Here is a 23,983-nt window from a genome sequence, read left to right as displayed (position 1 = left end):
AAAGACACCCTGCACTACTCGCAGGGTGTCGGGTCAAAACTGTATTAGCGACTTCCAAGGCGACAACACTTGCCCAAAAAATCACCAAGCCATTTATTTTCCTTAGGCTGCATTCTATTAATGCAGGGTATTACTTCAGATTAAGCATCTTCCCAAGCAAAATGTCTGTGGGTTCGAGAATATCCGTATCAATCCCTGCAGAGGGGGTGAAGGTCAACTCACCAAAGATGACTTTGCCATTGGAGATATAGAAATCGACACGAACAAACTCGAAGGGCGCCGACAATTTTCTCGCGTATTCAAAAAGATCGTCGTAACCCTCGGGTTTAACAAAAGCGTCGATCTCTTCTGGGCTAAGGGCCAGGCAGTCTTGGCTGTAGCACAGGAACTTGAAGTCTTTGTCAAAAAAGTAATATTTCGGCATGCCTTTATCCCTACCGACACAGAGTAACGTGCAGTAAGGTACGCCATTGAAACAGTATATTTTATAGTCTTCCGGGCCATGGCCACCCGCAGACTCTATATATCTTTCACCTATTATCTTTTTATTTATCTTTTTATAGTTTAATTCTGCATAGACTTTCCAGTAGTCCTCTCGCATCCAGTTATCTATGATTTTAGAGGCTCGCCCAATGTCCAACTTACTTTTGTCCTGGCAAATCAGGTTGTAACCAGAACCATGGTTACCCTTGATCACAAACTTTTCGGGTAACGTATCCCATGGGATCTCATGTACAGAGTCGCAGGCGAAGTACAGCTCGTTTAGAATTTCTTCACATCCCTGCGCCTTCAAATACTCTCGCACTGCGTATTTATCGGCACACTGCGTAACCAGCGCGTTGTTACTGTAATCGTTAAGTTTTAGATAATTTATTTTCTCGTTCCACGTTACCGGTGGATTGAGATTCAATTTTTTCCCGAATGCCTTTTTGTAGATAAATTTTGTCTTGAAGGTCGGCGTAAATGTCGCCAGTTGATTCATGATAAATTTATTAATATTTCTTCTCATACACCCTGTCTCATCATTTGACGACAAAATTAAAACGGTGACTGAATGGCACCAAAGGAAGCTGAAGCTATAGGTTGTTGTTGCTCACTGCGCCATTGGATCATCGCTGGGGGCGTGCTCAAATCAAATTGGTCATGGCCTAATGCGCGATTGAGGATCCGGGCTGAACGCCAGGCCATCAGACTGAGTTGAGGATCGGCAATACCGTGGTGGTGCATGCTGGCGTTAACGGCAAACAAGCAGTTCTCAGCTTCACCTTCGCGCTCAAAGGTGAAATCAGAGGCAATACGGTATTGCCCATCGGCGGTGGTTGATAGACCATGAGCCAGAGATTCAAGAAACGCCGGGCGCACCTGTTGGTAACCGGTAGCAAAAATCACCACGTCTGCATCAACGATTTCGTGGCCTTGATCAAGGTGATGCTGCGTCTCTAACCGATAGAAATTATCTTTGGCTGTAAGGGCGGTCACTGAACGGCTGGGCAACAGTTTCACCCATCGTTTCTCGCGAAGTACATCGAAGTGGTGATACATGGCACGATAGATAGCTAACAGAGACTCGCTGGTGATGCCATCAGATGTCATCTTTTGCTCGTGCAACATGTGTTGCTTGGCTGAGTTGTTTAGCGTGCAGAATTTCTCGACATATTCTGGCGTAAAATACTCGTTGGCAAATGCCGCTTCATCAAGCGCGTTGTAGTTATTGCGGCGGGAAATCCAACTCAGCTGTTCTGGTTGGCCCCATTGCCCCTGAAAAATATTCAGGAACAGATCGGCCCCGCTTTGCCCCCCACCCACGATCGCCACACGTTTTCCGGCCAGGTTAGGCTGGCGTAACATCATTTCGCTGGCGTGGAAGCATTGATCATTTTGCTGAGTCACGCAGTCTGGCAGCTTAATTTGTTTGCCTATGCCTACACAAAGGTGTTTGGCGTAAAATACGTCGTTTTGAGTGGTAACGACAAACTGTCGCTGACGGTCATCAAACTCCACCCGCTGAACCTCTTGGTTGAACACCAGTGAGTCCAACCCCGTTGCAGCCCAGTTGAGATAATCGGCAAACTCTTCACGAGAGGCGGTACGCTGTTCGCTGGTCAGAAAACGGTAGAACTTTTTCCGCTTCACCAGATAGTTGAGAAAACTGTAAGGATTGGTGGGTGAAACCGCCGTCACCAGATCCTTCAAAAAGTGGGTCTGCATACTGCTATCTGCCAGGATCATGCCCGGATGCCAAGAAAAGTGCGGTTTGCGCTCGAGGAATTTGCAATTAAACCCTTCGATCTCGCTACCAAGCGCAGCAATACTTAGGTTGGACGGACCGATGCCAATACCGATAAAGTCCAAACGCTGGTTCATTGAGTGTGCTCCTGAGTGAATAAATCTTTTTCCAGAAATATAATATTGGTCTGGTAAAATAACGTAACGAAATTTGATCCCGGCATTGACGTTAAAATAAATCGTGCAGCAGTGGCATCTATGTAATAACGCCAGACTTATTGCCATTGAGCTCTAACATCTCACAATGAATAGTTCTAAGATCAAAAGATTAAAACAACCGCATCAACCGCCATTATTATTCTCATGAAAACCCGAACGTATCTCTTTTGGACAGTCGTTCTTCAGTTAAAATAAAACCATATTCTGCAGAGTTATAAAATGACATTGCTTTGAGAGAGATTTTCAAGACAATAACATCCACTGAATTAACAGAGTAATCCATAACATGTCCCTATGTTAACTTGCCTATTAAACATGACATCTTCCTTATTAGACATTACGTAACAAGAGTAGCTTCAAAGCGGATGACTGGCATGTGAAAAAAAATAATATTAAAACCAAAATCGACGTTGTTAATGTAAAATTAAAAGTGAAATCGTAAAAAATCATAAAATTTCATCTTGGTTTAACCAGGGTTGGAGATCGTGTTTATCAAGTGAAACCCGCCGCCAAGCGGCTCTGAACCTGATAACTGTCCTTACCCCGTACCTTTCCCCTGCAAATCAACTCTAGTTCTAACCTTAGACAGTCTTTTGGCAATGGAGGCTTTTCTATCTACAGAAAATTCAGATATTTCACCGATGATAGCGTGCTTAACCATGACGACTCAGCCCCGTTTTCCGCTTACGTAGGCACTTTGGCATAAATGGGCACGCTCTTAACATTGAGTCGCGTTAAAACCAACGCTGTTTTCTTTCGGATCTTTTCTTTCTTGATCAATGCCAAGGAAAGCTAATATTGAAATCAGGACCTATTGGCAGAGGAAAAGGAAAAACCCATCTGAGCAAATATCATCCTGTTATGGGTAGTTAATGTTCTTAGGCTATCTTAGGATTTTTATGTAAAAGGCCCCTGATTTCGAAACAATCCGCTCACCATTAACTGCAGAGACGAAAAAAATCAACACGATTTCATTGCATTCTTTCTCAGTACATTTATTCCCTTCACCCTATTTTTGAACTGCCGTTTAAGCATTCAAAAACCCTAGTGAATAATTATTGCTCACGACCCAGTATCGGCCTTTGTGTCATTATTATTACTGAGCATGCTGCATCGGCGTTTAGGATGACAATGTTCACAAAGCGCTAACCTGCCAGATTGTATTACCAGCTGACCCCGGTTAATCTTAACCGGTGTCCTCCAAATTATAAGTGACTGATGTTTTGATGAATGATGAGATACCCGCAACCAAACGCAAAAATGACCCCGTTGGCCTGAAGCAACGTATTTTCGCTGCGGCATTAAGTGAGTTTGCCGAAGCCGGTCTTAAGGGTGGACGCATGGAGAACATTGCCGAGCATGCCGCCACCACCAAACGCATGGTGGTTTATCATTTCAAGAATAAAGAATCGCTCTACATAGAGGTATTGGAACACGTCTATCAGCATATTCGCGCTCATGAGTCGGGCTTGGATTTGCATGCTTTGCCCCCGGTAGAGGCCATGACCCGACTGGTAGAAGAAAGCTTTAACTACCATGCGGAACACCCCGACTTCATACGTGTGATCTGTATGGAAAACATGATGCGCGGCCAATACATCCGTCAGTCGTCACGCATCAAGGCGCTGAATCAAAGCGCCCTGACCTTGCTGGAGGATATTTTACAACGCGGTAAACAAGGGCAGCAATTCACTCCGGACGCCTGCGCCACGGACGTGCATCGCTTGATCAGCAGTTTGTGCTTCCACTATGTTGCCAACAGGTACACCTTTAATACGTTGTTTGAAAGTCAGGAACCGCCGGAAGATCAGGTGATCCGCAACCGTCGGTTGGCCGTCGTGGCAACGCTGCGCTATGTGGCGCTTTAACTAACAACCTGAGAAAGCGGTGATGACCAAAACCTGGCTGAGAAGCGTTTACCACGCCTGATGTTTTACTGTCCGCCCCGTGGTGACCTTTGCCAGGGGGCCTAAAGTTATGGCGTCGCTGGCCATATTGAGCCATTTACCCGGATACGCGTGACGACGCCCTGCAGCGCATTACTCTGATTTCGCTACTGCCCGTTTAAAGCGCTTGTGCCGCTTGAGCCAAATATTTCGCCATCTCAGCTTCCGGCACCATGCCGCCACCGGTTGCCCACACCAGGTGGGTAGCATGGTTCATCTGCTCCTCATTCAACCCCTGGCTCGCCAACCACTCCGCATCGGCCGCTACGCGCCATGGCCCCGGCATGCCGGCTAATGCCGAAGGCTCAAGCTGAATATGTTCATGTCGATCCAACAGGCCTAACAGCGCAAACATCTCAGCATCGCTCAGGGTATAGAACCCCGCAAGCAGACGTTCCATCGCACGGCCGACAAAACCGGAGGCGCGCCCCACCGCCAATCCATCCGCGGCGGTCTGGTTGTCGATACCCAGATCCTGGACCGAGATACCGTCGTGCAGCCCGGTATGCACACCAAGCAGCATGCAAGGCGAATGCGTCGGCTCGGCAAAGATGCAACGTACGTGGTCCCCGAAGGCCAGTTTCAAGCCAAATGCCACCCCGCCGGGGCCGCCGCCGACGCCACAGGGCAGATAAACAAACAAAGGATGCTGAGCATCGACCCGAATGCCGCTCTCGGCAAACTGGCGTTTCAGCCGCCCACCGGCCACGGCATAGCCCAGAAACAGCGTCTGCGAGTTTTCGTCATCGATGAAGAAGCAGCGTGGATCGCTCGCCGCCTGCAAACGACCCTGTTCAACGGCGACCCCATAATCTTGTTCATATTCCACCACGTTGACGCCGTTATCGCGCAGCTTTTGCTTTTTCCATTCGCGGGCATCCGCCGACATGTGCACGCTGACGCTAAAGCCGAGGCGAGCGCTGATAATGCCGATCGACATCCCGAGGTTGCCAGTCGACCCTACGGCAATGCGATAGCCGCCGAAAAATTCGCGGAACTCCGGCGAAAACAGCTTGGCGTAGTCATCCGTCAACTGCAGCAGCCCGGCTTCCAGAGCCAGCTTTTCCGCATGCGCCAGCACCTCGTAAATACCGCCGCGAGCCTTGATCGAACCGGAGATCGGGAGATGGCTGTCTTTTTTAAGCAGTAACCGCCCGCCCAATGTCAGGCCATAGCGTTGGTTCAATGCCGTTTGCAACGCAGGCAGAGCGACAACCTCAGACTCGATTACCCCTTTAGTGGCTTGAGTTTCGGGGAAGGCTACGCTCAGGTAAGGCGCAAAACGCGCCAGCCGCTGTTCTGCCTCAGCTACGTCTTCAGCGCCCAGCCCGACGTGGGGCAAGCCGACCTGCAAAGTCGTCGCTTGCGGGTTGAACCAGGTCACCGGCTTAAGGTCGATCAGCTCCTGCACCAGCGGGAATTGCGTCACTAATTGCTGAATCTGTGTCTTTTCCATTGTTTTTCTCTGCGCTGCAAAAAGGTTAGCCCTAGAGTGCAGCGATTCGCCTGAGCTGACAAATGATAAAAAATCAGCCTTAGATGAGCAGCATTGATGCAATAAGGTGATTTACGTCAATTTATAAACTTTTGGTAGGTTTTGAATGACAAGTAATCATCTAAAGCGCCCCGCAGGCGTACCTTCTGCGGGGCATTTGCCAAGGCCATATTACTCACGAGCCGCCGCTTCCAGCCCGGCGATATCCAGCTTGACCATCCGTAGCATCGCTTCGGTGACCCTTTTCACCTTCAGGCTATCGGGGTCAGCCATCAGCTCCGTCAACCGTTTGGGCACAATCTGCCAGCTCAATCCCCAGCGGTCGCGCAGCCAACCGCACTGTTCAACGCTGCCACCGTCGCTCAGGGCTTCCCACAGCCGATCCACTTCCGCCTGATCCGCACACTCGACCATGATGGAAAAGCTGTGATTGAACGGATCCAGGGGCCCGGCTTCAATCGCCGCATAGCGCTGGTCGCCGAGAACAAAAGTCGCCAGTTTGACGCTGCCAGCCGGGCCGCTGGGAGTATCGGCGGGCAAGGTAGAATGCCAGGTCAGGGAGGAGCCGGGGATCAAATCTATGTAGCACCGCAGCGCCGCATCCATATCTTTTTCAAACCATAAGTGTTGGGTGATTTTCACGATATCCCCCTCCGCTACTGATCCAGGATCGGTTCGAAACCGCCGAAAATCATGCGTTTGCCGTCAAAGGGCATTTGGTCACCCAAGGCTTTCATGCGCGGATCGGCCATCATCTTCTGGTTGGCATCGTCACGCACCGCCTTGGAGGGGTACTCAATCCAGCTGAACACCACCACTTCATCGGCTTCGGCCTTCACCGCACCGCGAAAATCGGTAAGTTTGCCGTCGGGGACATCATTGCCCCAACACTCAACAACGCGTGTGGCACCGAATTCCTTAAACAGAGGAGCTGCCGCAGCCGCCAGTTTTAGATACGCCTCCTTATTGGCGGCCGGCACCGCCACTACAAAGCCATCAACATATTTCATAGGAGATTCCTCTTGTCGATTCGACAGTCGGGGTGGCGCCGGCGGAGTTGCCGGTGCCCTCTACCATTTTAGACCCCATTAGTGGGGTCAACCATTCACAGGGCGCAGGGGGCTTCAGAGGTCGGTATAAGCGCGGGAGAGTAATTCTGGCGTGGCGACCCGATTGCGGCCGCTGTTTTTAGCTTTGTAGACCGCCAGATCGGCGATTTTCAGCAGGTTGTCCAGGTTTTGGCCTGACCCACCAATGCAGGTGACCATGCCGATACTGACGGTAATTTGCAACGAGGTTCCGGCAGGCATGGTGATGGATTCGATTTCCACACGACGGCGCAGCCGCTCGGCCAGTGACAGTGCGTCCTGCTGCTGGGCTATCGGCGCAACAATGGCAAACTCTTCCCCACCCATGCGACCAAACAGATCCTGATCGCGCAGATCAGCGGTAATGGCTCGCGTGAAGGACAGCAGCGCCGCGTCACCGCCGGCGTGGCCAAAACGATCGTTGATCGACTTAAAGTAGTCGATATCCAGCATCATGATGCAGACGTGTTCCCCTTTCTGGCTGACCAGCTTGGTACCGCGCTGCATAAACGCGCTGCGGGTTAATACGTGGGTCAATGCATCGTGATTCGCCACATGTTCCAGCCTGCGCAACAATGCATTGCGGGCATAGTTCATGCTGGCAACGGCGATCGGGCCCAACGCCAACAAAGCCACGCCAAGCCGCATCGACACCGTATTCTGCAACAGCTTCATGTCGAGATTGGTCGCAATCAGCCCCATGTCGATGGCGAAATGGCACCACAATACATAGGCCAGCACCGCGATCATGGTGCTGAACAAGGAGAAGGTCATTGCCAGCCACAACAGGATCGGCATCGGGAAAATCACCGCACCGGGGCCGCCGATCAGGACGCTGCAAATGCACGCCACCAGCAGCAGGATTAACACCGCCATTTTTCTACAGATGCTGTACCACTGGCTGCGGCGGAACACCGCCTGGTTAAGGCTATGCAGGTAGCCTTTCCAGTCGGTGGGGAAAGTCAGGATAAACGGCATCAGGGTAATGTAATGGGTAAACTCCGAAGACAGCCACAGCGCCATGGCGGGCAGGAATTGGCGGTCGAAAAGCAGCACCGAAGCCCCGGCACCGACTAACCCCGTGGCGGTCGCGCTCGTCAGGCAGATGGCGAACAGAAAAATGCTGGACGAGGTGCGTTCCAGCGTTCTGACCTGCGGCGACAAACGCATAAACAGGAAAAACCCGACCGCGACACCGGTAATGTTGGCGCCATTGAGCAATGCGGCTTTCACGACCGTGCTGCCGGTGATCAGATCCGCCGCCATATAGCCCAGAATCGCCATCAGCCAACCCCAGGGGCTGGCTAGCGCCGGATAACGCACCAGCAGCGCCAGCAGCACCGCATTGGCCGGCCAAAACGAGGACAACAGCCCGGAGGGCCGGCTCACAATGCCAAACAGGCACAGGCCGAACACCAGCAGGAATACGATTAATGCGTGCTGTAATTTTGTGGCACCAGGTAACTCAGTGGTGTGCATCTTGCTTCCAGAAGCTTGCAAAAAATACGAAAAATCCTGTCTGCATGACGGCGTCCAACCCGCTGGCCAGCATGCCTGACGTCGCACGCAAAATGTGCTGTCAGACAGATATTATTGCCAGTTTTCACCGGACTGGCATCAGCTAATTGAAAATTTAAAAATATTATTATGTTTCAAGCTGTCACCTCTGCGGCAGCCTGAAGAGCAAGGGAGCGGATATCGTTATCTTGGCGATTAATCTTCAGATAAAAACACCGCCGACCAAATCCAACACGGAACAATGTGGTCAAATTCCCCCACCAGTGCGCGCTTGATAAACATTCACTACACAAATCCTACATATGCAAATTATAATAATAATGATAATCGTTTTTATTTATTAATTTGATATGGAATGGTATGCATCAGGTAGAAAACCCACGTCCGACTAAAACAAAAAAGCATCCGGCGCTTCGTACACTTCCCCTCCTCGTCACCGTTTTACCGGGGCTGGCCATGACCACCGTCTGGGCCGAAGATGACACGCTTACCGTGACCACGCGCTCACTTCCCACTGAGGGTTACAATGCCGACACGGCCTCAACGGGGAGTAAAACAGCCACTCCGCTCAGTGACGTGCCGCAGTCCGTCAGCGTCGTCACGCCTGAGATCATTAACGACTTTCAGGTTAAAAGCGTCAATGATGCGATGAAATTCGTCAGCGGCGTGACTCAAGGTAATACCCTGGGCGGCACGGAGGACGGCTTTGTCAAACGCGGCTTTGGCGTCAACTCTGACGGCTCGGTATTTGTCGACGGTGTCCGCAGCAATCAGGGGTTGAGCATGGATGCCACCACCGATCGCGTTGAGGTGTTGAAAGGCTCTGCCTCTTTGCTGTACGGAATTCTCAATCCCGGCGGCATCATTAATCTAATCAGCAAAAAACCGCAATACGACTGGAATACCCGCATCAGCGGTGCCACCAGCAGCTTTGGTGGCGGCAGTGGTACCCTCGACGTCACCGGCCCTTTGGGAAACGGTTTTGCTTTCCGTTTTATCGCCGAGCGTCAGCATCAGGATTACTGGCGCAATTTTGGCACCAATGAACATACGCTGTTAGCCCCCTCACTCAGTTGGTATGGTGATAAAGCGACCTTCAACATAGCCTACAGTGAGTATAAGTACGATATTCCTTACGATCGCGGCACTGCCTTTATCAATGGCACGCCGGTCGATGTCCCCTATAACCGCAGGCTGGACGACTATGCCAACCACGCCTGGGGCAAAAACAAACGCCTCAATACTCATTATGAGTACGCGCTGGACAGTACCTGGACCACCCGTTTTAACTATGCCTGGATGCAGCGACGCTATGACAGCAACGAAGTGCGCGCCACCGCCATCAACACTACAACCGGTGTGGTTTCACGCCGGGCGGATGCCAACCGCGGCTTCAACCATCAAACCTCTTACTATTCCTGGGACGTAAACGGGTCGCCGGTGGTATTGAGCATGCAGCATGACCTGCTGGTTGGCGTTGACTATGAAAAAAATGAAACGTACAAGGCCTACTCTTACCGCGGCAAGGTGTCGAATACCTTTAATATGTACGATCCGGTCTACGGCGAAACGCCGATAACCAACAGCAGCACTTACAATGATGCGTTAAGTAATCTGCGCAGCCGCTTATATAGCCGCTCGGTCTACGCCAAAGACAGCATTCATTTAACTGACCAGTGGATTGCCGTCCTGGGCGCACGCTACCAGTCGTACTACCAGAACAACAGCAACGGATTCCAAAACCCGCAAAACACACTGAATGACAAAGGCAACAAATTCCTGCCGCAGGCTGGCGTGGTATATAAGTTGACGCCGGGCGTTTCTCTGTACGCCAACTACAGTCAGTCCTTTACCCCCTCGACGGCGGTGGATGACAACGGTAACGTCGCGACGCCTGAAACCGGCACGACCTATGAAATGGGCGGCAAATGGCAAATCACTCCGGCGGTGGATGCCACGCTGGCGCTGTACCGTATAGATGAAGAAAACATGTCGATCTTCATCAACGGCGTGACCCGCAGCATTCCTAAGGCTCGCTCCACCGGCATTGAGCTGGAACTCAACGGTGAAGTGGCCCACGATTGGGATCTTACGGCCAATTACAGTTACGACAAAACCCAGATTGTCGAAGACAACCTCAATCCGGATAACGTCGGTAACCGGTTGGTCAACGCCCCAACCAATATGGGTAGCCTGTACCTCAGCCATCGCATCACTGTGCCGTTAGTGCCTGGTGATGTGCGCCTTGGTGGCGGCGGACGCTATGTCGGACGCCGCGCCGGCGATCCGGAAAACAGTTTTACCATGCCAGCATATACCGTGGCGGATGCGTTTATTGCCTGGGACAGCAAACTGGTGGGTAAACACACCCAGATTAAGCTGAACGTCAAAAACCTGTTCAACCGTGAATATTATGAGTCCAGTGCAGGGAACCTGCGTGTGATCGAGGGCGAACCCCGTAGCCTGAGTTTGCAGGCGACGGTAGATTTCTGATCCTGTCTCCTCGGATGCAGCCAGCTGCATCCGAGGAGAGCGAACACGGCCGGGATTAAATACAGCTGAGATTTTTTTGCCGCTGATAGACTCGAGTTTCATATGGGCGCAGCCTTTGCAGCTCACCGCTGTCCTGATAATTCCCTAATGCCAGCTGCCATTCACCCAGCGCTAATACCCGTGAATTTATCCGTTGCGCCTCGTTGCTCAAATTACAAAGCACCAACCTCCGCTGCGTACCCAGGGTGCGGCTATAAGCGTAAATATGCGGATGTTCCGCCAGTTGTAACTGATAGCGACCTTCGATCCACACTGGATCCTGCTTGCGCAGACGGATTAGCGCCCGATAGAAATTCAGTACCGAATCGGCTTCTTCGCGCTGACGCGCCACGTTGATCTGCGGATAGTTGGCATTGACCGCAAACCAGGGCGCGGCTGAGCTGAAACCGGCGTTGACGCTGTCGTCCCACTGCATTGGCGTGCGCGAGTTATCGCGTCCGCTGCGGCCCAGAAACGCCAGGATCTGCGCCTCGTCCATGCCCTGCTCGCGCAGCTTGGCAAAACGGTTTCTGGCGGCAATATCGTTAAAATCGGCCAGGCTATCGAAGCGGGTGTTGGCCATCCCCAGCTCCTGCCCCTGGTAGATAAACGGTGTTCCCTGCATCAGGAAATACATCGCGGCGATGGCAGTGGCACTTTCGCGCCAATACTGCTTATCGTCGCCCCATTTCGACACCACGCGCGGGATATCGTGGTTTTCAACATACAGAGCATTCCACCCCTTGCCCTCCAGCAGCGTCTGCCAGCGGGTAAAGATGTCTTTCAGGCCCAGCACGTTTGCTCCGGCATGCGGCGAATGCTGGTGGTTGTTTTCCCACAGCTTGACGTGCTCGAACTGGAAAATCATGTTCAAGCGGCCGTGCTGCTCGCCTACCCAGTCTTCACCCTGCTCCGCCGAAGCCCCGTTCATTTCGCCCACCGTCATGATGTCATAGCGATTAAACACCTGTTCGCACAGGTCATCGACATACTCCAGCAGGCCCTCATAGTTCAGATGCCGCTCGAAAGACGGCACGTAACGCAACCCAAGCGGATTGGGCATGTCGGTCAGCCCCGGCTGCTTTTTCATATGGCAGATGGCGTCGATGCGGAAACCGTCAATGCCCTTATCCAGCCACCAGCGCATCATGTCGTACAGCGCCGCACGCACCTGCGGGTTTTCCCAGTTCAGGTCCGGTTGACGCTCCGAGAACAGATGAAGGAAGTATTGCTCGCTGCCGGGGTCATATTTCCAGGCCGAGCCGTTGAAAATGCTCTCCCAGTTGTTGGGTTCCGCGCCATTTTTACCGTCACGCCAGATATACCAATCGCGTTTGGCGCTGGCTTGAGATGATCGGGACTCAATAAACCACGGATGTTCGTCAGACGTGTGGTTAACCACCAGATCGAGTATCAGCCGCATTCCCCGGGCGTGTACTTCGGCCAGCAGGCGGTCAAAGTCGTCCATGGTGCCAAATTCGGTCATTATGGCCTGATAATCACTGATATCGTAGCCATTGTCGTCGTTCGGCGAGCGGTACATCGGACAGATCCAAATCACGTCGATACCCAGCCACTGCAAGTAATCCAACTTGGCCGTAATGCCATTCAGGTCACCTATACCGTCACCGTTGGAGTCCATAAAGCTGCGCGGGTAGATTTGATACACCACCGCCTGCTTCCACCACTGTACTGTCTGCCCACCGCTCATGGCTGTGCTTCCTTAATAAATTAATGCGCCTGCGCCGAGGTCAAAATGCGCTGAAACGCCCGACCTTGACGGTCAAACAGATAACAACACTCTACCGGCAGCCGCACGCCGACGGTATCGCCGGCCTGGATGCTGGAGCGCTCGGGATTGCGCAGCACCCAGGGTTCACCGGCGTTGCCGTTGTCCAGATAGAGGTAGGTTTCATTCCCCATGTGTTCGACAAACATCACCTCGCCCTGAAACTCGCACTCAGCGCGTTCGCCCCCCCGAATATGCTCCGGGCGGATACCGACGTTGACGCTCTGGCCTTCCGCCTCGGGAGGCGTGGCGATCGGCAGTATCAGCGCCTTGCCGTTGTCCAGCTCGACCACGCTTTGCTGCTCACCGGCACGCCGGAGTATCGCCGGGATCAGGTTCATCTTCGGTGAACCGATAAACTGCGCGACAAATTCATTGGCCGGTTGGTCATAGAGTTCCAGCGGCGTGCCGACCTGCTCGACATGGCCTTGGTTCAGCACCACGATGCGATCCGCCAAGGTCATGGCTTCAACCTGATCGTGGGTAACATAAATGATGGTCGACCCCAGCCGCTTATGCAGCGACGTCACTTCCATACGCATTTGCACCCGCAGTGACGCATCGAGGTTGGACAGCGGTTCGTCGAATAAAAACAGCTTAGGCTCGCGCACGATGGCCCGACCAATCGCCACCCGTTGCCGCTGCCCGCCCGAAAGATCCTTCGGGCGGCGTTCCAATAGCGGCTCGAGCTGCAAAATGCGTGCGCTCTCGCGCACCCGGCTGTCGATTTCAGCCGCGGAATGGCCCGCCAGCTCCAGTGCAAACGCCATGTTTTTATAGACGCTCATATGCGGATAGAGCGCGTAAGACTGGAACACCATGCCAATACCGCGTTCAGCCGGGGTATCGTCGTTAACGTAGTTGCCATCGATATACATGCCGCCGCTGCTGATCTCCTCCAGCCCGGCGATCATCCGCAACAGGGTTGATTTACCGCAGCCGGAAGGCCCGACGATCACCACAAATTCCCCACTGTTGATGTGCAGATCCAGCGATTTAATCACCTCTGCGTTAGCGCCATAGCGTTTTTGCAGTTTTTCAAGCGTAAGTTGCGCCATATTCCCCCCGTTCTCACCCCAGTTGGCAGTCAGCGGGGCGCCAATGTGCGCCCCGCTATCCGGCTTATTTCAGATAATCAAGCCACGGGCTCTGGCGAGAGATCATCACGTCGACCAGCTCAGGGATCGCACGGCATTTGTCGTTGACCGAATCCACCAGCAGCGCCTGGATCACCAGATCGCGCGAGCCTTCAATCACCGCATCGGCGGTTAAATCGTGAATGGCGATCTGGTTGCTGAGCAGCCCGCCGATACCGGCCGGCATATCCACTTTAATACCGTGCACGCCTTTGCGATCGATAATCGCCGGCACCTCCACCGCAATAAAGTCCGGCAGCTGTTTGATAAAGCCCAGGTTCGGTATATTGACCGCCGACTCCTCATAGCCGGAATCGGTCAGGATCCCTTCCATGATCGGCACCACGCGCTCTTTCAGCTTCAATTCGATTTTCGGCTGCACGTGCCCCAGGTAATTGCGATAGAAGGTATAAAAATCGAGAATGCCCCGATGATCGCTGACCTCGCTGGCCCAGCGGATGTACTCGCCAAAGTGGCTGTCGCCGGTGATTGGCAGGTGGTGGAATTTCTCCAGAATCTCCTTGAACAGGGTGCGGTCAGCCCAGGGATAAGCGCTGTCTTTGCCGCCCAACGCATCACGCTCAGTGCTGCCTTCGGTCTGCACCAGTTTACCGTGGGTGCGGGTATACGCCAGGATATCGCTGTAGCCCGGCAGGCGGGAGAAATAGTCCGGTGCCTTGGCGCGCACGTCGCCATAGGCATCCTTGCCGCTGTCTTTGTAACTGGCCTCCAACAACACGCTGAAGTGGTTAAGCCCAGCGGCGCGCAGGTTTAGATTCTCGAACGACGTGCCGAGCATTTCCGGTAAATAGCGCTCAAGTGAGGCGATTTCATGACACATGCCGACAAAATTGAGCTGCGGGAAGCGACGATGCACGGTGGTGCAAATGCGGCTCATCGGGTTGGAATAGTTAAATATCCAGGCGTTGGGACAGATGTCGGCAACGTCGGCACAAATGTCGAGGATCGGCGGAATAATCCGCAGCGAGTGGAACAGCCCGCCAGGCCCACCGTTTTCTCCGTATACCTGCTGGATGCCGTATTGCTGCGGGATCTGCCAGTCGAGATCCCACAGTGCGAAACGGTCACCCACTTCGATGGAGATAATCACGAACTCCGCCCCTTTCAGCGCAGTTTTACGATCGGTAGTGGCGCTGACGGTAAACGGCAGATCTTCAGCAGCCAGAAAGTCCCGGGCGGTTTTCTCGGTCACTGCCAGTGCAGACGGGTTGATGTCGTGCAGCACAATCTCGCTGCCGTACAGCGTTTTGCTCTGGAAGATATCCCCCAGCGTGCCATAGCCGAATTGCGCACTGCCCGCACCCACTAAAACGATTTTTGTAGCCATTACTTTTCTCCTGCTTCAGGGTTAATCGAAAATCAGCCTTTTACTGCGCCGTTGGTTAATCCGCTGACGATGCGACGCTGGAATATCAGGACCAGTGCGATGATCGGCAGTGTGACAATGACCGAGGCCGCCATGATGGTGCCCCAGGGAAGTTCGAACTGAGAGGCGCCCTGCAGCATGCCGATGGCGACCGGCACGGTGCGCTTGCCGCTGGAAATGACAAACGTCAGGGCGAACATGAATTCATTCCAGGCGCCGATAAAGGCCAGCAGCCCGGTGGTCACCAGCGACGGCCCCATAATTGGCGCGAAGATGCGGGTGATAATGGTCCAGGTGCCGGCACCGTCGACGATCGCCGCCTCTTCCAGCTCCGCCGGGATCGCCTTCATAAAGGTGGTCAGCACCCAGACGGTAAACGGCAGCGAGAAGGTGGTATAGGACAGCACCAGAGCGCCCAAGGAGTCGTACAGCCCCATAAAACGCACCAACTCAAACATGCCGGACAACACCGCCACCTGCGGGAACATCGAGACACAAAGAATGGTGAACAGCAGATACTTACGGCCGCGAAAACGGATACGCGCCAGAGCAAAAGCGGCGGTGATCGACACCAGCAGGCAAATGCCTACCGTCAGCGTCGCCACAACAATGGAGTTCAGCAGGCTGCGGGCAATGCCATTTTCCATCAATGCGGTCAGATAATTACCCCAGTGCAGATTGCCCGGCAGATAAGCAACCTGGAACAGATCCTGCCCGGAACGCAACGAGGTGATCAGCGCGTAGTAGAACGGAAACAGGCAGATCACACTGGCCAAGGCGGCCGCGGCGAAGATCAGCGTTTTATGGCCGTATTTCTGATGTTGGCGGCTCAGTTTCATGCTTGTTTCTCCTTGTCGTTCAGGCGGCCCAGCGTAAGGAAGCAAGCGGCGATCCCCGCCACCATCATAAAGACCAGTACCGATGCGGCAGAGCCGGAGCCCATTTCCTGATAGCTGACCATACGATCGCGGGCGTAACCGGACACCGATACCGTGGCTTCGCTGTTGGAAGTCAGCACGTAAATCAGATCAAATACCCGTAGCGCATCCATCACCCGGAAAATCAGCGCGACGATCATTGCCGGCATAATCAACGGCAAGGTGATGCGGCGGAACCGCTGCCAGGCATTGGCACCGTCGACGCGGGCGGCCTCATACAGATCGCCGGGGATCAGTTGCAGCGCCGCCAGCAACATCAAGGCCATAAACGGCGTGGTCTTCCACACGTCGGCAATCACCACCGCCCACATTGACAGCCCCGGCTCCGCTACCCAGGCCAAGGGCGTGGCGATAATGCCGGTTTTAAGCAGCAGGTCGTTCACCACGCCGTACTGATCGTGGAACATCCAGCCCCACATTTTGGCGGACACGATGGTCGGAATGGCCCAGGGCACCAAAATGGCGGTGCGCACCAGCCCCTGGCCGCGGAATTTTTGATTCATCAGCAGCGCCAGCAGCATGCCGAACACCAGTTCCAGCGATACCGACAGCAAACTGAAGCGCAGCGTGTTGCCTACCGCCAGCCACCAAAGCGGATCCGCCAACACCCCGTAGTGGTGGCCGCCCTCGGTCAGATCCAGATAGTTGGCGAAGCCGACAAACCGATAATCGTCCGGCGCGTCCAGCATGGCGTCGGTAAAGCTGTAAAACAGGGTGCGCAGCAGCGGCCAGCCGGCTACCACCGCCAGCAGCAACATCGCCGGCGCCACCAGTAACCAGGCGATGCGGCTGCGCCGCTGCTGGTGATTAAGCTTGCTGCGCCTGGCCGGCAGCACCTGGGCTGACTCATCAGGGGTAGCCGTCAGGGATAAAGCGTGCGTATCGCGTTTCATGCATCAGACTCCGGCGGTTAATGGGGAGATGATTCAGCGCCATCCTCTGGCTTTGATCCGTTCCAGTCGCTGCTGTAAATCCGCCACGGCGGTGACACCGTCACTGTCACCGCGCAATACGTCAAAGGTGGCGTTGTAGATGGCTCGGGAAACCTGCGCGTATTGCCGTTTGGTTTGAGTGGCCGGGCGCGGCATGGCCTGCGCGAATATGCCCTTGAAATCTGCCAAATAAGGCGCCTGCGCCAATACTTGCGGATCGTCATACAGCGCGGTGCGCGAAGGAGCCTGACCCAGTAACGCCAGCGCCCTTTTTTGCGATTCGGCATCGCTGACGATTTTCAGCAGCGCGATGGCCGCCTCGGGGTGTTTGGTATAGCCGTTGATCGCCCACTGCCAACCGCCCAACGCGCTGACCGAATGGCCGTCAGCCCCTTTCGGCAACGGCATCACACCCACTTTGCCGCGGATCGCGCTGCTACTGTCCTGCGCTAGCACGTAGGCGTAGGGCCAATTGCGCATAAACAGCGCATCGCCGTTTTGGAATACCGCCCGCGACTCTTCTTCCATGTAGCCAAGCGTGCCTTTCGGCGTGATTTTGCCAATCCAACCGGCGGCCATATTCAGCGCTTGCGCCGCTTGCGGGTTGTTAATGGTGATATTGCCCTGAGCATCAATAAAACTGCCGCCGTTTTGCGACGCTACCCACTCCAGGGCGTTGCAGGTCAGCCCCTCATAAGATTTTCCCTGAAACACCAGCCCCCAAAAGTTTTTGTGGCCGGCGGCACGCTCAGCTTGCTGAATGTGGGTTGCGACGCGGGTCAGATCGGCCCAGGTCTCCGGCGGTTGTTCATCGTATTTCTCCAGCAGATCCTTGCGGTAGTAGAGCGCACCGCTGTCCAGATAGGCTGGCACCGCTTTGACCCGGCCATTAACCACGTTGTTTTGCCAGGCGGCGGGGAAGAAATCCTGTTTGATGTCGCTCACGCTGTCGGTCAGATCCAGCAGGTGTTTGTTCAATACGCCGATCCATACGGTGTCGGCCTGAAACAGATCGATGGCGCTGGCGTCTTTGGCGGCAAACAGTTGCTGGAACAGCGACAGCTTTTCATCGGAGGCAGGAGGCAGATCGATAAATTCCAGGGTATGGCCAGTCTGAGCCTCAAAGCGCTGTTTGATCTCGTTGCAGTATTGGCGCCCTTCTTTGCTTGGCGCGCATTGCATACGCAACGTGTCGGCCAATACTTGCCCGGACATCAACGCCAGTGCGGCGGCAACCATACTCGGTATCAATCTTCTCATTGCATCCTCTCTGGTGGCGGCTGGGAATACCGGCATAGGAGCAAGCTATCGAAGGCAGGTCATTGGCGGAAATCGTTTTTCACCGCTACGATATAGAAACTTTCTATACCACCAGTGGAAAATATGATCGTGGACAAAATTCTGCGGCAGTTTATCGAAGTGGCGATGTTCAAAAATGTGAGTCATGCAGCAAACAAACTTTGCCTGAGCCAGCCGACGCTGACCCACAACATGAAGAAACTGGAAGAGAACCTCGGGGTACAGCTGCTGGAGCGAACCTCAACCGGGGTAAAAACCACCGAGTACGGCGATCTGCTGTTGGAGCAGGCGCAGATGATGCAGCGTATCTACGACAACACGCTGATCAAACTGGCATTTATCAAAGCACGTCAGGAGCAGAGCCTGCGTATGGGCACGGGTCATGCCTGGTGGTATATGTTTGTACGCGACAGCTTCAATGCCTACCGCAAGCTGCATCCGATGGTGAATATCCATATCGATCTGGGCAACCACCTGCGCCTGATGGACCTGTTATTGGGCGGGGATATCGACTTGTTTATCGGCCATGAAATTCAGGGGCTGAACCCTAAAGCAGGTATCAGCTTTCTGCCGCTGTTTGGCACCACCGACAGTATGTTCGTGCGGCGCGGACACCCGCTGCTGGGACAAACGGTGGGCCCGGATGCGCTACTGGACTACCCCTGCGTTGAGCTAACCCCGGATGAAAGTCGTTATCATCATATGGTGGAAGATATGCAGCCGAAAAAGCTGGCGCGAAACCGCCTGCATCTGGCGGAGCGGGTAATTTGTTCGACCAATTCCATGATGTCGGCTGTAGACATGATCAACGATTCCGATGCGGTACTGCTGAGCTATCCCTCCTGTATGGCGGGTTATTTTGCGGATTACGGCATTGAACCCCTGCAGCTGATCCAGCCGGGACCACGTTGCACCGTCGGTATCTATCTGATGCGTGAAAAGGCGGATGCCCCGCATGTGGTGCAGATGCAAACACTAATGCAGCAGCACCTGGAACAGATCCGCCCGCTGTTGTCGTAGCTACTTCTCGCCGGTCAGCGCCACCAGCGCCTGGTACAGCGGTCGGGCATTGCCCGGCCCCACCACCAGCTGATATTCGGTAGTCAGACGTGGAGTGTCGACCTCCAACAGCGCTTTAACACCGTTCAGGTCTTCGATGCCCGGTCGATCCAGCCACCCGGCATCGCGCAGTTCCACCCTGATACGGCTGGCGCAGTAGCGTATTTTGGTCAGGTTTTCCGCTCCGCCAAAGGCGGCCAGCACCGACGCCGCAAGCTGATGTGTTTCCATTGTGCCTCCAGAAAAAGATTGCCTATGCAACAACAGCATAGAGCCGGCGGCAGGCCGAAGTGAAATTGGTTTCACCCGGTGCAATATAGACCCTATCTATAACGCATCATTCGGCGCCCCCAATCTGTTACAAGGCATATACTTAACGGAGTGTACAGATAGGAGGTAATTGAGATGAAAGCGATAATTCCCCTGTTTTTGATGCTGATGCTTTCCGGCTGCCTTGGCCGGGGCGGCCCACAGGATGTGCCGCCACCGCCGGTGCATAATGATCCACAAACCTGCAATAATTCCTCCGCCAGCGCCAACAGCGACTGCTCTCAGTCCGTGGTACCGGCGATGCACTAACGCAAGCCATGCGGGCCGCGATCAGATCTCTATACGCAGGCCCGCCGCTTTCCAGTCAGGAAATCCGTCTTCCAGCCTGCGGGCCTCGCGACCTTTGGCGCGCAGCGCAGCAACGGCGTTAACCGAAAGCACGCAGTAAGGGCCGCGGCAATAGGCGACCACTTCACGGCCTTCGGGTAACTCGGCCAATCGACGCTCAAGCTCTTCCAACGGAATGTTCAATGCGCCCGGTAAATGCCCCAGCGCATACTCTTCATGCGGGCGTACGTCGAGCAGAATTACGTCGTTTTCCTCTATCCGCGACAGCAGCTCTTCACGCGAAATGGCCTCTAACGCCTCAGGTTGCTGCAGGCTGTCCGTTACCAGCGCGCGGATTTCCGCTCGGTTATGTTCCGCATACTGACGCAGTGCCGCCAACAGGTTGAGCACCGGGCCGTCGCCGAGGCGATATAGCACCTGTTTGCCATCACGACGGCTCTGCACAAACCCGCTGTGTTTCAAGTGTTGCAGGTGCTGCGAAGCATTGGCGATCGTCAGCCCGGCAAGTGCCGCCAGCCGTTCCACCGCTCGCTCACCCTGGGCAATATGCTCCAACAACATCAGCCGATGCGCGTTCCCCAGGCTGCGTGCCAATTCCGCCAACTCGGCAAACAGCTGCGGTTGAGGATCGTTATCCTTGGTTGACATTCCATCCGCCCTCTTTCATCATTCAATAAATCAATTGAATGATAGTGTATCAAAAACCCCATGAATAATCGACCATCCCCAACAATAAGGAGAATGGGCAGTGAATAACGAAATGGAGTTTATCGTGGCATCGTTGACTCTCGGCACCGGAGCCACGCTGGTTATGGATCTTTGGGCTGGGTTACTCCAGCGAGTGTTTGGCATCCCCTCGCTAAACTACGCGATGGTGGGCCGCTGGATCGGACATTTTCCACGTGGCCGCTTTAGGCATGAAAACATCGGACAAGCAGCGCAGGTACGCTTCGAAAAGCCGATCGGCTGGGGGGCCCATTACGCCATAGGGATAGTTTTCGCCGCCTTGCTGCTGGTTCTGGGCGGGCAAAACTGGCTGCGTCACCCTACGCTGTTACCGGCGCTGGCGTTTGGCGTGGTCAGCGTCTGCGCCCCGTTTTTACTGATGCAGCCCGGTATGGGTGCCGGTATCGCAGCCAGCAAAACACCTAATCCGCCGGTGGCACGGTTGCGCAGCCTGATGGCCCACGCCGTGTTCGGCGTAGGCCTTTATCTCAGCGCTGTCCTTTGCGCCGGGCTGTGGTAATCCCAGCTACGAAGATTGTTCTTCTTCGTTGGCCAGATTTTTCGCCTGCTGTTTCATAAACACCACTTCCTGCGGGCTCGACATGTTGACACGGTGTGCCCGCAGCAATTTGAGAATATTGAACAACAGTTCGCTCTTGGTTGAACCGACCATGCGCGGGCTGGCGACATAACCGGTCACGCTGAGGATAATGCCATCCGGGCCGAGCTGGCTGAAGCGCACATAGGGCGCCGGGGCATCCAGAATGGCCTCATATTCCTGATAAGCGCTCAGCAGGATGTTGCGAACCTGCTCCGGATCGATATCCGTCGGGAAGGTCAGCGCAATGGTTACCACCCCCTGCGCATTGCCCATGGTGGCATTACGCACGTTTTGCGAGATAAGTTGAGAGTTAGGTACGATCATCGTCGAGCGGTCGCTAAGCTGGATCTCGGTGGCGCGCACATTGATACGACGCACGTCCCCCTCTACGCCGCCGATACCGATCATATCGCCGACTTTCACCGGGCGTTCGGTCAACAGAATCAAACCGGAAATAAAGTTCTTCACGATTTCCTGCAAACCAAAACCGATACCCACCGACAAGGCACTGACGATCCAGGCCAGGTTGTTCCACTGGATGCCCAGCGCCGCCAGGGTAATCAGGATCAACAGCACGTAGCCCACGTTGCTGAACAACGTCACCAGCGACGCACGAATACCAATGTCTGCAATGGTTTTTGGCAGCAGTTCCTGGCTTAACCAGCGCTGGGTAACTCGCAGTATATAGATGCCAATGGCCAGGCAAATCACCGCATTGATCAGGTTGCCGGGCACAATGTTCAGTTGTTTCAGCCCTTCGCCGCTAAGAATGGCGATGATCTTTTCCAACAGCGAGTTGGGCGTCGTGGTGCCAAACGAGCCGTTAAACAACGAGACAATCATCAACAACAGCAGCGAGCACTTGGCGATGGCGGTGAAGATGATCGCCATCTGCTCCAGGTGGCGATCCTTAAAATTAAGCGACTTCTTCAGCATCTTGCCGCTGGCGGTTTGCGGCGAGAAGATTGCCGCGCACAGGTCAGTGGCGAACAACACCAGGAAATAGAACGTCATTAACACCAGTGCGATCCAAATCACCTGATAGGTCAGGAAACGGGCAAAAGCGATATACCCTATCAGCAGCGAAAGCAAGATCACGCTTGAACACACCAGGGTGCTCATATGCAAAAGCCCACTGATGGTGGAGCGCTTCTCTACGTGTTCGCCCTGCTGCTCCAACTGACGGCGGATACGCTGAGAACGCAGTGGCATCGCCAGCAACACCATGCCAATCAAGCCGGCAACCAGGCCGTTACCAAAAATGGTGGTACTCAAACTGGCGCTGACGGCATTATTAATAAGTTCTACCGTACCAAATGCCAATGCCAGCCCGGCCAACAGCGGCGAGAAATAGCGCAGACCTGAGGCAACGGCATTATCCAGGGTGCCAAGGCGCCACGAAGGGCGATTAAGTGACAGCGTTGCGCGCCCCAGTCCGGCAATCAGCGCGCAGAAAATCCCTAACTGATAAAAACTCCCGGCGAAATCCTCCAGCATCACCGGTAAGGGTTGTACGCGTGTGAAGGTGAGGAACAGCAGGTTCAACGCAATGCTGGTAGTAACAACCGTGACGGTGACGGTCATGATTGCCATAAAACTGCGGCGCAAACGCCCGTCCGGAAGATAACGGATGCTCACCCACGCCAGGAAACGCTCGGAAAAATAGCGCCCCCACGACCAGATAACCACCGCCAATACCAACAGACCCAGGGTGCCGTAACGTGAATCTTCCTGCCAACTGGCGTCCCAGGTCTGTTTCATTGCGGCGTTGAACTGATCCAGGCGCTGCACGTCGTCATCGGCAGGCTTTATCACCGGCGTCCAAAATTTGGTGCCCAACACGCTACCGGTGTTCAACGCCAGCTGACTTTTGAACGCGACGCGACGTAAGTCACTGATTTGTTGCCCCAGATCGAGCACGCCAGCTCTCATCGCCTGTGCGCGTTGAACCGCTTCGTCGAGCTGCTTCTTGCTGTTATTCAAGGCATTGCGCTGTTGTACCACTGCCGCGTTTTCCGCCAACGCGCCTGCCGCCGGTTGCGGCCCCAACACGTCCAGCTGCGCCTGCAGCTTCTCTTGCGCCGGTTGCAAGTCGGCCGCCAGCTTTTCCAGCTTGGCGGCCAGATCGTCAGTGGTCAATTTCAGCTTACTGAGCTGGGTATCGTTACTGGCTTTGGAAACCTGCTGTTTGATGCTGTCCAACTGCTTCTGGTAGTTTTTCAGGGCGGTCGCAGGGTCCGGCTGGCTTTCGGCTACCGGGCTGTCATCCTGTGCGGCAACGCTGGTCAGCGGCACCAACTGCAAGCCAAACAGCAGGAACAGGAAAAGAATAATCTGACGGGGCTTTAACATAAATTCGTGGCTCAGCCTTTACATGATAGACAAACGAAACAGGCGGGCCGGTAGTCACCGACCCGCCTGGCTAATCATAAACTGAGATTATGATAACTGCTTAATCTCCGCTTAAATATCAG

General features: G+C 54.2%; 20 protein-coding genes. 5 read left to right on the top strand and 15 right to left on the bottom strand.

Features of this window, described 5'->3' with window-relative positions:
* Nucleotides 1-130: 130 nt before the first annotated feature.
* Nucleotides 131-1,009: an ATP-grasp fold amidoligase family protein gene (locus AC1RKC_RS01095; RefSeq protein WP_020826976.1), complete on the bottom strand. Its 879-nt coding sequence runs from the start codon at nucleotides 1,007-1,009 to the stop codon at nucleotides 131-133.
* Between the two features lie 29 nt (nucleotides 1,010-1,038).
* Complete coding sequence (locus AC1RKC_RS01090; protein WP_349525631.1) at nucleotides 1,039-2,364, bottom strand: lysine N(6)-hydroxylase/L-ornithine N(5)-oxygenase family protein; 1,326 nt, start codon at nucleotides 2,362-2,364, stop codon at nucleotides 1,039-1,041.
* A 1,307-nt stretch (nucleotides 2,365-3,671) separates the two neighbouring features.
* On the opposite strand from AC1RKC_RS01090, the gene AC1RKC_RS01085 reads away from it, so the two are divergent.
* Nucleotides 3,672-4,313, top strand: a complete 642-nt coding sequence (locus AC1RKC_RS01085) for a TetR/AcrR family transcriptional regulator (RefSeq protein WP_020826978.1) — start codon at nucleotides 3,672-3,674, stop codon at nucleotides 4,311-4,313.
* Between the two features lie 196 nt (nucleotides 4,314-4,509).
* Here AC1RKC_RS01085 and dsdA read toward each other — a convergent pair whose 3' ends face one another.
* The 4 genes from dsdA to AC1RKC_RS01065 form a co-directional block, all read right to left on the bottom strand.
* Nucleotides 4,510-5,847 carry a D-serine ammonia-lyase gene (gene dsdA / locus AC1RKC_RS01080; RefSeq protein WP_174574272.1) on the bottom strand — a complete coding sequence of 446 codons (1,338 nt, stop codon included), beginning with the start codon at nucleotides 5,845-5,847 and terminating at the stop codon, nucleotides 4,510-4,512.
* A gap of 210 nt (nucleotides 5,848-6,057) precedes the next feature.
* Nucleotides 6,058-6,528, bottom strand: a complete 471-nt coding sequence (locus AC1RKC_RS01075; protein WP_048758826.1) for a VOC family protein — start codon at nucleotides 6,526-6,528, stop codon at nucleotides 6,058-6,060.
* A 14-nt stretch (nucleotides 6,529-6,542) separates the two neighbouring features.
* Nucleotides 6,543-6,896 (bottom strand): DUF1428 domain-containing protein, encoded by a 354-nt coding sequence (locus AC1RKC_RS01070; protein WP_046373486.1) that lies wholly within the window; start codon nucleotides 6,894-6,896, stop codon nucleotides 6,543-6,545.
* 114 nt (nucleotides 6,897-7,010) lie between these two features.
* Complete coding sequence (locus AC1RKC_RS01065; RefSeq protein WP_046373485.1) at nucleotides 7,011-8,453, bottom strand: sensor domain-containing diguanylate cyclase; 1,443 nt, start codon at nucleotides 8,451-8,453, stop codon at nucleotides 7,011-7,013.
* 495 nt (nucleotides 8,454-8,948) lie between these two features.
* On the opposite strand from AC1RKC_RS01065, the gene AC1RKC_RS01060 reads away from it, so the two are divergent.
* The gene (locus AC1RKC_RS01060) at nucleotides 8,949-10,985 is read left to right on the top strand and encodes a TonB-dependent siderophore receptor (RefSeq protein WP_261137991.1); all 2,037 of its coding nucleotides are present in this window, start codon (nucleotides 8,949-8,951) and stop codon (nucleotides 10,983-10,985) included.
* A gap of 55 nt (nucleotides 10,986-11,040) precedes the next feature.
* Here AC1RKC_RS01060 and AC1RKC_RS01055 read toward each other — a convergent pair whose 3' ends face one another.
* The 6 genes from AC1RKC_RS01055 to AC1RKC_RS01030 form a co-directional block, all read right to left on the bottom strand.
* Nucleotides 11,041-12,735, bottom strand: coding sequence for a glycoside hydrolase family 13 protein (locus AC1RKC_RS01055; protein ID WP_493092231.1), 1,695 nt, complete (start codon nucleotides 12,733-12,735; stop codon nucleotides 11,041-11,043).
* A 20-nt stretch (nucleotides 12,736-12,755) separates the two neighbouring features.
* Nucleotides 12,756-13,871: an ABC transporter ATP-binding protein gene (locus tag AC1RKC_RS01050; RefSeq protein ID WP_493092232.1), complete on the bottom strand. Its 1,116-nt coding sequence runs from the start codon at nucleotides 13,869-13,871 to the stop codon at nucleotides 12,756-12,758.
* 64 nt (nucleotides 13,872-13,935) lie between these two features.
* Entirely contained in the window at nucleotides 13,936-15,297 is a 1,362-nt protein-coding gene (locus tag AC1RKC_RS01045; protein ID WP_046373481.1) for a family 4 glycosyl hydrolase, read from the bottom strand.
* Nucleotides 15,298-15,329: 32 nt separating this feature from the next.
* The gene (locus AC1RKC_RS01040) at nucleotides 15,330-16,175 is read right to left on the bottom strand and encodes a carbohydrate ABC transporter permease (protein WP_115058768.1); all 846 of its coding nucleotides are present in this window, start codon (nucleotides 16,173-16,175) and stop codon (nucleotides 15,330-15,332) included.
* Nucleotides 16,172-17,167 carry a carbohydrate ABC transporter permease gene (locus AC1RKC_RS01035; protein WP_020826989.1) on the bottom strand — a complete coding sequence of 332 codons (996 nt, stop codon included), beginning with the start codon at nucleotides 17,165-17,167 and terminating at the stop codon, nucleotides 16,172-16,174. Before AC1RKC_RS01035 ends, AC1RKC_RS01040 begins: the two co-directional genes overlap by 4 nt.
* 33 nt (nucleotides 17,168-17,200) lie before the next feature.
* Nucleotides 17,201-18,466, bottom strand: coding sequence for an ABC transporter substrate-binding protein (locus AC1RKC_RS01030; protein ID WP_493092233.1), 1,266 nt, complete (start codon nucleotides 18,464-18,466; stop codon nucleotides 17,201-17,203).
* A gap of 123 nt (nucleotides 18,467-18,589) precedes the next feature.
* On the opposite strand from AC1RKC_RS01030, the gene AC1RKC_RS01025 reads away from it, so the two are divergent.
* Entirely contained in the window at nucleotides 18,590-19,525 is a 936-nt protein-coding gene (locus AC1RKC_RS01025) for a LysR family transcriptional regulator (protein ID WP_048758812.1), read from the top strand.
* Here the strand turns inward: AC1RKC_RS01025 and AC1RKC_RS01020 are convergent, their stop codons facing one another.
* Entirely contained in the window at nucleotides 19,526-19,795 is a 270-nt protein-coding gene (locus AC1RKC_RS01020; protein WP_493092234.1) for a PTS sugar transporter subunit IIB, read from the bottom strand.
* A gap of 174 nt (nucleotides 19,796-19,969) precedes the next feature.
* Between AC1RKC_RS01020 and AC1RKC_RS01015 the strand changes: the two genes are divergently transcribed.
* The gene (locus AC1RKC_RS01015) at nucleotides 19,970-20,143 is read left to right on the top strand and encodes a hypothetical protein (RefSeq protein ID WP_020826993.1); all 174 of its coding nucleotides are present in this window, start codon (nucleotides 19,970-19,972) and stop codon (nucleotides 20,141-20,143) included.
* Nucleotides 20,144-20,164: 21 nt separating this feature from the next.
* Here the strand turns inward: AC1RKC_RS01015 and AC1RKC_RS01010 are convergent, their stop codons facing one another.
* Entirely contained in the window at nucleotides 20,165-20,830 is a 666-nt protein-coding gene (locus AC1RKC_RS01010; protein ID WP_493092235.1) for an ArsR/SmtB family transcription factor, read from the bottom strand.
* A 100-nt stretch (nucleotides 20,831-20,930) separates the two neighbouring features.
* Here AC1RKC_RS01010 and AC1RKC_RS01005 point away from each other — a divergent pair, with 100 nt between their 5' ends.
* Nucleotides 20,931-21,428, top strand: a complete 498-nt coding sequence (locus tag AC1RKC_RS01005; RefSeq protein WP_488764981.1) for a DUF2938 domain-containing protein — start codon at nucleotides 20,931-20,933, stop codon at nucleotides 21,426-21,428.
* 6 nt (nucleotides 21,429-21,434) lie between these two features.
* Here the strand turns inward: AC1RKC_RS01005 and AC1RKC_RS01000 are convergent, their stop codons facing one another.
* Nucleotides 21,435-23,861 (bottom strand): DUF3772 domain-containing protein, encoded by a 2,427-nt coding sequence (locus tag AC1RKC_RS01000; RefSeq protein WP_488764982.1) that lies wholly within the window; start codon nucleotides 23,859-23,861, stop codon nucleotides 21,435-21,437.
* Nucleotides 23,862-23,983 lie beyond the last annotated feature (122 nt).

The organism is Serratia sp. GW822-FHT06E05 (assembly GCF_058799445.1).
The sequence above is the reverse complement of the archived record's forward strand: the minus strand, read 5'-3'. Positions and strand labels throughout refer to the sequence as shown.